General features: G+C 37.7%; 8 protein-coding genes. 4 read left to right on the forward strand and 4 right to left on the reverse strand.

Annotation, left to right across the window (positions count from 1 at the left end):
• Position 1: 1 nt before the first annotated feature.
• Together GARC_RS00170 and GARC_RS00175 are read right to left on the reverse strand one after the other, a co-directional pair.
• Positions 2–1,186, reverse strand: coding sequence for an NAD(P)/FAD-dependent oxidoreductase (locus tag GARC_RS00170; RefSeq protein WP_007615417.1), 1,185 nt, complete (start codon positions 1,184–1,186; stop codon positions 2–4).
• A 372-nt stretch (positions 1,187–1,558) separates the two neighbouring features.
• Positions 1,559–3,718: a TonB-dependent receptor gene (locus GARC_RS00175; protein WP_007615419.1), complete on the reverse strand. Its 2,160-nt coding sequence runs from the start codon at positions 3,716–3,718 to the stop codon at positions 1,559–1,561.
• A 289-nt stretch (positions 3,719–4,007) separates the two neighbouring features.
• Between GARC_RS00175 and GARC_RS00180 the strand changes: the two genes are divergently transcribed.
• Together GARC_RS00180 and GARC_RS00185 are read left to right on the forward strand one after the other, a co-directional pair.
• Positions 4,008–5,045, forward strand: coding sequence for an AraC family transcriptional regulator (locus tag GARC_RS00180; RefSeq protein WP_007615421.1), 1,038 nt, complete (start codon positions 4,008–4,010; stop codon positions 5,043–5,045).
• Positions 5,046–5,200: 155 nt separating this feature from the next.
• Positions 5,201–5,719 (forward strand): MarR family winged helix-turn-helix transcriptional regulator, encoded by a 519-nt coding sequence (locus tag GARC_RS00185; RefSeq protein ID WP_007615422.1) that lies wholly within the window; start codon positions 5,201–5,203, stop codon positions 5,717–5,719.
• 610 nt (positions 5,720–6,329) lie between these two features.
• Here the strand turns inward: GARC_RS00185 and GARC_RS00190 are convergent.
• Positions 6,330–7,517, reverse strand: coding sequence for an HD-GYP domain-containing protein (locus GARC_RS00190; protein ID WP_007615426.1), 1,188 nt, complete (start codon positions 7,515–7,517; stop codon positions 6,330–6,332).
• A gap of 92 nt (positions 7,518–7,609) precedes the next feature.
• A complete protein-coding gene (locus GARC_RS00195) occupies positions 7,610–7,954 on the reverse strand; it encodes an MGMT family protein (protein WP_007615427.1) in 345 nt (114 codons plus the stop codon).
• 281 nt (positions 7,955–8,235) lie between these two features.
• Between GARC_RS00195 and GARC_RS00200 the strand changes: the two genes are divergently transcribed.
• Together GARC_RS00200 and GARC_RS00205 are read left to right on the forward strand one after the other, a co-directional pair.
• Positions 8,236–8,862 carry a tRNA-uridine aminocarboxypropyltransferase gene (locus tag GARC_RS00200; RefSeq protein WP_007615429.1) on the forward strand — a complete coding sequence of 209 codons (627 nt, stop codon included), beginning with the start codon at positions 8,236–8,238 and terminating at the stop codon, positions 8,860–8,862.
• A 127-nt stretch (positions 8,863–8,989) separates the two neighbouring features.
• Positions 8,990–12,046, forward strand: a complete 3,057-nt coding sequence (locus tag GARC_RS00205; RefSeq protein WP_007615431.1) for a response regulator — start codon at positions 8,990–8,992, stop codon at positions 12,044–12,046.
• Positions 12,047–12,132 lie beyond the last annotated feature (86 nt).

The following is a 12,132-nucleotide window of genomic DNA, read 5'->3' on the forward strand; positions in this document are numbered from 1 at the left end:
TTTAATCCCCCTTATTAACGCCATCATGGCAACGAGCTGGAGAAGTAAATGTTTTGTCCATACCTAAGTCTGAAATATCTTTGGGAACATCTTGACCCATGACCAGTGCCGCTGCATACCTTCCAGTTGCTGGGGATGTTTGAATACCATAACCACCCACACCAGCTAACCAAAAGAAACCCTTTTTCTCGTCTGAATAACCTATGACAGGACTACGGTCTTCGACAAAAGTGCGAAGACCAGCCCAACTATGATTAACCTTTCGAATGGGTATCCCAAATGCTTGCTCAGCGTAATGCGCCGCATAAGCAACCTCTAACTCGTCTGGTTGAGCATCACAGGGTGGTGATAACGTTTCATCTGCTGCCGAAATGAGTAAACAACCTGCATCGGGTTTGATATAAAAATTTTCTTCAAATTCTACCGCCATAGGCCACTCATCAGATTGATAAGTTTGTGCTGCATTTTTAGGCTTTGGGGTGTCAATTAACATAGCACTGCGGCGTAAAGGTTGAATGCCTAAGGGAGTTAATCCTGCCATTTTTGCAATACTATCTGCCCATGCACCGGCTGCATTGATGACTACCGGTGCTTGGAAAGATTCTTGTTCATTAGTACTCGACACAGTAGATACTGTCCAAAGGTTATCCTTTTGAGTTACTTGGTCTACCCTTTGATTCGTTTTGATGACGGCGCCTTGTTTGCGCATGCTTTTTAAATACCCTTCTTGTAAAGCATGCACGTCAACATCGTAAACATTATCGTCATAGATAGCATTTTGATTATATTCATTACAAAGTGCTGGGAGCTTTTCCTTCACGCTTTCTTGGTTAATAAACTTCAGATCTGGCACTAGGGTAAGCAACTTGTTATAGGCTGCTTTTAACTGTGTCTGCTTATCTTTTTCAGCAATCATTAACACCCCCCGATGCTTCAACAAAGGGTGTTCACAAAAGCCTTGCGGTGGCTGGTGGAAAAAATCACTAGAGGCATTCGATAAGGAAAACAACGCTGGTCTATCACAGCCATGAAAAGGTGAAAATACCGCAGCAGAGCGGCCTGTCGCATGATAACCAGGGTGACTTTCTTGCTCTAATAACAAAACAGTGGCGTGTTTTGACAATTGATAACCAACGGATAGACCCGTTATCCCACCTCCAATAATTATATAATCATATGCTGCCATGAAAAATCCTCGACGATTGTGATGAGGTCTGGAATATTATGTTGAGGCATAATTAAAATGCCCTAGCAAACGTAAGATACCGACTTAATCAGTCCATTAATTTGTAATCTTGATATTGGATGAATTTATAGGGGGTGTTGATGTAAGACACCGAATAAAAATAAATTATTTATCGTAAATGAGTCATTAAGCTCTAGATATTAATGGGTAAAATCCATTCAATACAAGATTTTAAAACACCCATTTACGATCATAAATTTTCCTATGTACAATTCACAAACAGTAGAAATATTGTCTGTAAATAACACAGAGAACTCACGTCTTCTTCGTTTATTTGTACTTAGAAGAACGTTTGTTCATACTTTTCTGTGATTACTCAAACATATATTTAAAATTAACACCGTAAGTAATTGGCTCACCATAGGTTACGCGGCGAGCCCCTAGCAAATTAAGATTGGTGTTACGTAAGTACTCATCATCAGCAATATTTTTCACCCATGCAGATAGTTGCCAATCTGCATTTTTACTTAGGTAAGTAATACGTGCATTAGCTGTTTTAAACGAATCTATTTCATCTGCCTCGCTGTTATTTGGGGTAGTGTATTGAGAGCTTGCATAGCTGTAATCAATGTTAATCGTTAACTCTCCGGTTGTTATTGGTACAAAGTATTCAGCACCGAAATAACCTTTAAAGTCTGGAGCGAATGTAAACTTATTACCTGAGTAGTCCTCATCACCTTGACTTAAAAACGTGTCATATCCAGTTTCTAAAAAAGTGGTATTTAAGGTAAAGGTTAGGTTGTCAGTTGCAATCCATACTGTTTCAAGTTCAAGACCAGAGGTGTGCGCTTCACCTGCATTTGTCAGTTGTACAGCAGGGTTTCCACTGGCATTAAAGGCCCGCTGAAATACTTGAAAGTTATCAATATCAGAGTAGAACACTGACGCATTCACTTTTAAGGTGTAATCGAGCATCATTGACTTAATACCAAATTCGGCATTGTTCATCGATTCAGTATCATAGGCAAAAAAATCTAAACCGTTAGTCATGAAGTCAGTATTCCAGCCACCACTTTTATAAGCACGTGATACTTTACCGTATACCATTACATCGTTAGTGGCGAAGTAGTTAAGCCCAACTGTAGGTGACCAATTAGAGTCACTGAAATCATCTTTAAATACAGCATAATCAATTGCACCTAATGCGCCGCCAGGTAAATTTGCTGGTACATTAGGATCATTTGCAACGTTGTTTTGCTGCCAATTGACATTTTTTTCTTCATTGGTAAATCGTAAGCCAGCTGTTAGTTCCCAAAGTTCGTTAAAACGATAGTTTCCATGAACATATGCAGCGGTAGACGTATCATCGAGCGTAGTAGGGACTATGATTCTTCCGGCTACCGGGCCAACGAGATCTGCTCCAAGTTCGACATAACGATCACTTGATAAATTACTGTCAAAGTAATAAACACCAGCTACCCAGTCGTAAACATCATTTTTTGGCGAGACTAATCTAAATTCTTGAGAGAGTTGCTCTGAATCTTCGTTAAATAAAACGCTTACTAGGTTTGCCCCACTATAATCATCATCACCCATTGTCGCAAATGAGGCTTCTCGGTAGGCCGATATCGAAGTGAAAAGATAGTCATTGCCTAAATCGTAATTGACAGTTAAGGCCGAACCCCAGCTATCACTATCGTCCTCTGTATTGAAATTAGCTGCAACATTAAACGCATCAGAACTTTCTGCTTGCGCTAGGGGCACTGCGCTGTGTTTGTCAGTCCAGTCAGCGGATAAGATAAATTCTAGTTTATCTGATGCGACATAACGTAGTTGTCCACGAGACGCCGAAGTATCCCAGTCTCCCGTGTTATTTTCTAAAAATGTATTCTTATAATAGCCATCGGATGATTGATAAGAGCCTGAAATAGAGCCAAATAAGTTATTTGCCAGTTCACCAGAAACAAAAGCTGCAGTTTTGTAAGTTCCGTGATTGCCGGCTTCTACACTTACCTCACCTTCGAAGAATTCTGAAGGGCTACGAGTATTTAAACTTATCGCACCAGCAACTGTATTTTTACCAAACAGTGTTCCTTGCGGGCCACGCAAAACTTCTACACTTTCTAAGCCTAAAAGCGGCACATCGGCACTGTAAGAGCGCCCTTGAAATACACCATCGATGTATATGCCCATTCGAGAGTCGATGCCAGGATTACGTGCAAAATCAACTAAGCCACGAATACCCATTTGTTGTTGGCTACCCTTACCTAACCCCCCTAATTCAATAGAAGGACTCGATTGGTTTAAATCAGTTAATGTATCTGCACCAAGCTTTTCCATCATATCAGCAGTAAATGCTTGGGTAGAAATAGGTACTTTTTGCATGTTTTGTACACGTTTTTGCGATGTTACTTGAATCACTTCAATTTGGCTGCCTTCTTTTTTACCTGAAGTATCTTGCGCTAATAATTGTCCTGAACAAAACAAGGCGCTAGTAACCGCCAAGCCTAATTTACACTTATAAAATTTCATGTATTCCTCTCGTGATAATTTGGGTGAGCGTTCAATTAACAAATGACTTAGCCATGCAAAGACATACTTTGTTCAGACTAATTGATTGAAGATATTCACCCTACAGAATTTGTTGACTAGACAACGATACTTCACTAATCTTAGTTTTGAAATGACATTTAAATACAAAAAACTGACATATTGCGAAACTTAGGTGAGTTTGTGAGCAATTTAGAACAAATACATATAGAAAAAATAGGCTCTCTATCTAACGAAGATATTAGCGACTTAAAATAAAGGAGAACCTAAAATGCCCACTAAATGGTTAAGAGCTTCCTTACTAAGTGGGATTGATAAAATACTGCTTGAACAATTTTCTTTATCTATTTCACTATTAGAGAACGAAATAAATTTTGATTTCAATTTATTGAAAGATCCTGACTATAAGCTCCCCTTAACGACAGCTCTAAAAGTACTCGATGATTGTGCAAAGTATACAGGCTGTCAGTATTTTGGTGCATTACTGGCAAATGAACAAAACAATGACCATTTAAGTTTAATGTACTCATTAGCTAAGTCATGTAATTCATTTGATGACGCATTATCAGTAGTTTTTGAGCAAAGGCTAAAAAGAACCAATGGATTTGAATGGCAACCTTCTAAAGATGAATTTAATGCCTATATTAAGTCACATATAGATGATATTTCGGGCATTGATACTACACAAGCCACTCTGTTTGGTATTATCAGGTTGTTTAAGTTTTTTAAAAATATCACTAAAAATAAATGGTGTCCGTCACAAATTTATTTTACTTTCCCCGCGCCTAACAATATCAAGTATCTTAAGAAAATACTGGGTGCAGACATCTATTTTAATATGAAATTCAATGGTTTTATCTTCCCAATTAAACAGTTGTCCCTTGAAATGAGTGGCCAGAACAGCAAGCTAAATACTGCGCTCAAGGATTTTTTAACCTTAACAGGTAAATCTTCTAATACGAATAAATTAACTCAAATTAAGCTATCCATTAGAAGTTTACTCATTTTAAATCAACGATGTACCTTAACTGATATCGCCGAAAGCCAACATCAAACCACAAGAGCGATTCAGTATTACTTAAAAAAGCATCAGCTGACTTATCAAAATCTACTTGATGGTGTTAGATACAATATAGCCAGAGATATGCTGATTGAAACAGAGAATTCAATCTATAAAATATCTTCTTTGATTGGCTTTACTGATAGTACGGTTTTTACCCGCAGTTTTAAAAAACATGTTGGATTGTCTCCTACCAAATACAGACAGGAGTATCAGGATCTAAAACTTGGAAATAACTATATGCTCTAGTGTTTAATCGCTGAATATATTCAAGTTACAACTAGTCCCCAGAGACGGCTTTATGTCCTTTTGTTTCTCTACTAATAAAAATGTTATTCTAGATAGGCTAGGGTTAACAACAGTCAATCGCCAAAATTCAGTCCGTAAAAGGAGTTATCGATATAATGAGTGATGTGAAAATATTATCAGCAGCGCCAATACCTAAAAAAAGCAAAACTTATGTCACCGAAGATATGCCTACTGCGGTACATATCAGTTATCAAGTTACTGTTGTTTCAAATTTGATGGCATTTGGAAGTAGCCCTAAAAATGTTGAACAATTTGGTATTAATTTACGAGAATGGCGAGTAGTTGGGGCTCTAGGGAAAATGGGACCATTAACGGCTAAAAAGTTGGTCGATCTTATTCGTCAAGATAAGGCTAATATTAGTCGAGCTATAACAGAGCTATCTGCTAAAAATTATATTATTAAAATGCCTAATAATGCACATAAAAAAAGCCCTTTTATATGGTTAACTACAGAAGGACTGGCCTTGTATGACACTATTTATCCAACATTTACTCAACAAGCTGAAATGTTTGCCTCTGTGCTTTGTGAACAAGAACAAAGGCTGTTGTGCCAACTATTAGATAGACTAAAAGACAACACCGAAAAAGTACGCAAGGAACAAGAGTTAGATTAAGAAATAAATTTTCATCCTGTAAAACTAAACCTAGCCCTCTTGCTTGAGCAGTTAAAGGGATATGAATTGCACAAGCATACGAACTAAACGAATAATTTTGCCTCTTTGATAACTACAGTTGTACAACAAAATGATAGGCTCCTTTGCTTAACTCAAAAATAATTAGCAATTTTTTGTCAACTATCTTTACAACTTTCTAACCACAAGATCACAATTTTGGTCTACCTTATTGAATTATAGTATTAAAAAATTGTTGGCTTAGTTTTTGATTATCTTTTAGAGTGCGGCTATGTAAATGCGTTAAGCATTTTACTTATATTTGCAAGCCTGTCGCGATATGTGTCAGGGTGTTTTTAGCGTATTACTGGTTAAGATGTACAGATGTCTTGTTTAACTCGAAAATTGCAGCAGAAACTCACGCGTTACGTACAGAAAAACAGCTCTCGTTTTTTGTCTAATGATCCTGAATATATTCATGAAGAATTGGTTAATAAGGGGGTGTGTCCCTCGGATGTGACCACTGACCAGATTATAATCATATTAAAAGAAGCAAAGGTTAGTTAAAAAGTTTTGCGGAACTTTAAGTTCTTTTGCTTTTTCCAGATTGGTATTAGACCACTATTGATTCATTAAAGTACTTATTGAAATCAAGCTTGAAGTCGCTTGCGATCACCGCATCTACAATTTTTACGCCATTACTGATTGTAGCTAAGTCCAATTCCTTGGGCTCCAAGTAATGATTACTTCGAATCGAATAAAATACTTTAACAACGGGTTTAGTGGCATGCACAGGATGTTGCTTGAGTACCATGGCAATTTTTTCGTTACTGAGTTTGACTAAACTGCCGACAGGGAAAATACCGATACATTGCACAAATTGTTTTACTAATCCCTCGTCATATTTTTCAGGTGCATCTTGTAATAAAATTTGTAACGCTTTTTTAGATGACATACCCACCTTGTAACATCTGTCAGCGGTTATTGCATCATAGGTATCGACTATGGCAATCATCCGACCAAATTGGGTGATTTCGGCGCCACGTAAACCTTCTGGGTAACCATAACCATCTAACCTTTCGTGATGTTGGCCAATTGTTTCAACAATTGGTTCGGGAATGCCCATTTCTATTAGCACTTTAGTGCCGTAATACACATGATCCTTCATTATGGTCATTTCTTGATCATTCAAACGTCCGGGTTTATGCAATATGTCATCAGGAATTTTAATCTTTCCAATGTCGTGCAAAAATCCTGACAGAGCCAATTCTTGTATTTGTTCTTCAGCCAAGCCTACATAGGTACCAAAATTCGCTAGTAAAATAGCCACATTTAATGAGTGTTCTAAAAGGTAAGTGTCCTTTTCTCGTATTTTTGTCATGCACATTAAGGCATTTGGGTTACGATCTATAGAGGATACAAGATTGTTAGTGAATGCTTCTGGGATGGCAATGTCTACAGGCAAGTTTTTACCTACACTCTCCAACATTGTTTTTTGTATATATTTCCCTTTAGTATGAAGTTTGCTTGCCACTTCAAGTTCTGATTCAAAAGAGACTTTATGGGGAGTCTCAGGCACTGCAGCAGGAACTTCTGGTTCTTCCTGTTCAACAACTTTGGGTTTGAGTTGTTTGCTCATATCAACTACAACTGACAAAATTCCTTTCTTTTTTAGTAGCGTTATGGCGGCAGCAGAAGTGACTCTACCTCGACTGGTTATCCTAAATGTGCCTTGTTGTTTTGCTATAGAGTCAACGAACATGCCTTCTTCGACATCGTCTATATCAATGGTTTTTAACACAGCTCAAATCCCAACTAAGTATATTTAACAGCAGAAATTTAAAATATACGATTTACCTATTAAGAGCAAGATTAACTATTCTGTAAACTAGGCTAATACTCTAATTTCCAAAGCATTTCTGCCAAATCGGGCTGCCATTGAAAAATACTAAGTTTAACTCGGTTGTTAAAAACGGCGACGTCTTCTTGTTGTAATAAACCACTTTGTTTTTGTGATTGTTCAGAACCTGTGGGAAATGCAATTTGTCCATTTGAACGCAAAACTCTATGCCAAGGTACTTCCATATCTTTTGGCACAAAACCTAATGATTTACCCACTAGCCTAGCTCGCCCTGGCAACCCAGCAAGATCAGCAATTTGGCCATAACTTGCCACTTTACCCAAAGGAATGAGCTGCACAGTTCGCCAAATTTTGGCGTATTGAGGATGTTCAGACATAGCAATAAATCAACTTGTTACTACAAAAGGATATTGGACTTGAATTTGCTCTAAATCGAGTTGTTTAGTTTGTTGATTTGGCATCTAGTTAACTTTGCTATTAAATGACATGAGATAAACCTAAGATATGTAAACCGTTAGTTAATTTAGTCAAACAGTTTCCGGTGAGCATATAATATTAGTAAGAGGCAGTCGATAATTAGCACATTGACTACCAAATTTAACAAGCCTGCTCAAAAATACTAAGCATAAGTTGCAATGGGTCTAAAAAATTCGCAGATATGACAACTTTAAAAACCAACAAAAGACAGATATGTGCCAGCTGTAACTACCCGCAGAGAACCTGTCTATGTCCGTGGATACATCCCATCACATCACCACTCAATATCATTATTTTACAACATCCTAAAGAAGCAAAACACGCAAAAAACACAGTTAAGTTGTTAACGTTAGGATTAAAGAATATATCAGTTTTGCAAGGTGAAACACCTGCAGACTGGGAAGAGTTAGCAAAAATGGTGACTGAGAAACCGCAAAATTATTGTTTATTTTATCCTCACCAACAAAGCATCTCGGTTGAATCGATTTCTTCGCCACAACAAAAGGAAAAATATTTCCCAACAAATCAACAGCTGATATTCATTGATGCATCTTGGCGCAAGGCCTTAAAAATCTGGCATCTCAACCCTTGGTTGCAGCTATGCGACAGCTGGCATTTTGCCAATCCACCAGACAACCAATATCGCATTAGGCGTACTACTCAGCAAAGTAGCCTATCAACGCTTGAATCGGTAGCTTATGTGCTTGAGCATACTCACAACATTAATTGTACGCCACTACATACTCTGTTTTCAAAAATGCAGCAGAAGTGTTTTAATGATAACCGCCGTAATATAATAACCTATTGAAATTTTGTGTTTTTTGGGAATTATTGATTAAAGTATAACTGTTTTAGGAAAGTGTATTTATTAGACAACGATAGGCCACGGCGGTCTATATTTTGTAAAGTTAAACACCAAATGTGTGGTATTAAATTTGAAGCAAATCAAATTATTTATAGGTACGCTAACGCTTTGCTTTTGTTTAGTGATGAGTGCACTAGCTGCACCAACTGAAAAGGATATTGTTAGCTTTAATTTGAGTAACATTAACAATCAGAATATTAGTAACAATGTCAGCTATTTTTCACTAACGAACAATGCATCTTCGCCCCCCCAAAAACTGAATCAACTGAGAACTTGGTTAAACACCTTGGATCCGCATCAAACAACCAACACATTTGGTGATAAATATGCTGTAGCTTTTGAAATTTACAACGACACACAACTAAATGAATGGTTCGTTTATCCTTATGGCTCTGTAGTACAAAGCATAGAAATATTATCCTATAGTAGCAAACCCCTCGCTAGCTCAACTAAAACCGGTCATGGTTTAAAAAACCAACAAAATTTTCATTACGGTAGCAAAATCGAAATATTACCCGGTCAGCGTAAAATTTTGCTGATGATGTTTGAAAGTGAATATTTTTTCGCTCCCATTAAGATTTTGATTAAACCTAATGCGCAAGCTGAGCAGCTATTTCAATTAGAAAACATCATATTGCTTGTAAGCTTAGGCATTTGTTTGGCGTTGGGTATATATAACCTATTCATTTTTTCTAGCACCCGCAATATCCAATATTTAACCTATGCATTTGCCACTTTGGCTTATGCCCTAGGCTGGGCAGCAGTATTTGGTGTACCAGAATATGCGGGGCTTGATAGCTCAGAACATTGGTTAATGCCCGCGTACATAATAGGCGCGATTTTTACCTGCTTATTTAACATTCAATTTTTACACCTAAAAGAATCAGCCCCTAAAACGGCTAAAGCATTAAAAATAACCGCCTTATTGGCAGCAATTTCATTGCCCTTTGCTTTCTATAGCCAAGGTATAGGTTTATATCTCGCCTCTCTTATTACCTCAGTGGTATGTATTTTGGGTATCTATTCCGGCATTCGCCGCTGGAAGGGAGGTTACTCGCCGGCCAAATATTTTGTTTTCGCTTTATTGTCAGTCGCCCTGCCGAACATGGTAGGGAATTTGATGAACTTTGGGGTGTTACCTGGGTTAAACGTTAATATTTATTTGTTGGGGCTAATAGGTAATTGTTTAGACAGTTTGTTGTTAGCATTTGCATTGGCAGCCCAGGTAAGGCTATTAGTGATACAAAATAACGAACTGAACGCCACACTGGAGCATACGGTGCAACAACGCACCACTGAACTCAGAGAGGCTAATTACCTATTGGAGCAAACCAATAGTGACCTAATCGAGGCAAGTAATGCAAAAGGTCGGTTTTTAGCTACCATGAGTCACGAAATCCGTACTCCTTTAACTTCTATTATTGGTTATGCCGACGGTATTTTACTGGGTGATATTGATAAAGCTGAACAAGAACGCGTGACAAAAATTATTGCAGAAAATGGCAATCATTTATTAAGGGTAATTAACGATATTTTGGATATTGGCAAAATTGAAGCCAACAAACTCGATTTCGAATCAATACCTACACCTTTGTTTTCAGTGTTGGCACAAATTGAGTCAGTTGTAGGTAAACGAGCCAGAGATAAAGGCTTGGCCTTTCATTTGGAATACGAGTTTCCACTACCAGCACAAATTAATACCGATCCAACACGTTTGAAACAAATTTTATTTAACCTAACTAATAATGCTATAAAATTTACCGAGCAAGGTTATGTGGGTTTGTCGGTAAGTGTGCTCAATAATTTATTACAATTAAAAGTAAAAGATTCCGGAGAGGGCATATCAGCACAGCAACAGGAACTGTTATTTCAACCCTTCACTCAAGCTGACAGTTCAATCAATAGACGTTTTGGAGGCACGGGACTAGGGCTGAGCATATCTCGGCGACTTGCTAATGGCTTAGGTGGCGATATTAGTGTTGCTAGTGCTCCACGAAAGGGATCTACTTTTACCTTAAGTATTAACTTAGCTGTAGTGCAAGATTCTCCTTGGATAAATAATGTAACTGAAATATGGCAGTCGACACCCACTAAATCTGTGCTGCCAGTTACTTTGCCCAATTTTATAGGTAATAAAATATTACTAGCAGACGATCATCCTAATAACCGCGAATTAATTTCCATATTATTAAAACGTATGAATATTACCGTCATAGAAGTCGAAAACGGTAAGCAAGTGCTGGAAACTGTTTTTTATCAAAAGTTTGACTTGATTTTGCTCGATATTCATATGCCACAAATGGATGGCACCGAAGCCCTTAAACAAATTAGAGCAGCGGGTAATCACACTCCAGTAATTGCGCTAACCGCCAATAACATGAAACATGAAATAGAACATTATATGCGCCTTGGATTTTCTGACCATTTATCCAAACCCATTTCGCGGCAAGACTTTATTAGTAAATTATCCCTTTATCTTAGCAAACATGGCGAAATTGATAGCCCCCTTCATCAAGGTGATATGGTGAAGTTGATTAGGGATTATCAACAGGATTTGCGTGACCAAGTAGATAATCTAGAGAAGGCCTTAGGACAAGGCGATTTAACTATTATTAGCGAAATTGCTCATAAAATAAGAGGCTCTGCAGGCTCTTTTGGTTTTGATATTATTGCTCAAAAGTTTGCCGATATAGAACACTGCGCCTTGCAAGATGATGAAATAGCGGTGACCTATGAGTTACCAAAAGTACTAGCATTAAGCAAACAGTGCATTGACTTGCCGGGAGTAGATATTCCACAAGGCATAGTAAAACACCACAATAGTGCCGCACAGTTTTTAGGAGCAATTTGTAATCTCATTAAGCACTCACAGCAAACGCTTGATGACTTAACCTCTGCACTTAATAACAATGAAATTAACAGCGCCTTAGTACATTTATATAAGTTTTTCCCGTCCAGCTATGATTGTGCATTAGTCCGCTCTGAGTCGGCATTTAAAGCCTTGGAAGAAATAATTAAACAAGGCAAACTTGAACCTCAAGAATATTCTCCACAACTCGATATTATTGGAGCCCATTTGGCACAATTAAGTGAAGCTTTACAGCCAAGTTTAATAGATGAAATATGATTCTTTTCTAGATTGTTTGCATTTAGTTTCCAGCAACTAGTAAAGTTTAGTAAAACGTCATACTGTATCCCGCACTGGATATTTTT

The organism is Paraglaciecola arctica BSs20135 (assembly GCF_000314995.1).
GTDB classification, from domain to species: domain Bacteria; phylum Pseudomonadota; class Gammaproteobacteria; order Enterobacterales; family Alteromonadaceae; genus Paraglaciecola; species Paraglaciecola arctica.

Coding starts and splice junctions, on each gene's coding strand:
- GARC_RS00200 (WP_007615429.1), top strand. CDS start 8,236: ATGACAACTTTAAAAACCAACAAAAGACAGATATGTGCCAGCTGTAAC.
- GARC_RS00195 (WP_007615427.1), bottom strand. CDS start 7,954: ATGTCTGAACATCCTCAATACGCCAAAATTTGGCGAACTGTGCAGCTC.
- GARC_RS00180 (WP_007615421.1), top strand. CDS start 4,008: ATGCCCACTAAATGGTTAAGAGCTTCCTTACTAAGTGGGATTGATAAA.
- GARC_RS00185 (WP_007615422.1), top strand. CDS start 5,201: ATGAGTGATGTGAAAATATTATCAGCAGCGCCAATACCTAAAAAAAGC.
- GARC_RS00175 (WP_007615419.1), bottom strand. CDS start 3,718: ATGAAATTTTATAAGTGTAAATTAGGCTTGGCGGTTACTAGCGCCTTG.
- GARC_RS00170 (WP_007615417.1), bottom strand. CDS start 1,186: ATGGCAGCATATGATTATATAATTATTGGAGGTGGGATAACGGGTCTA.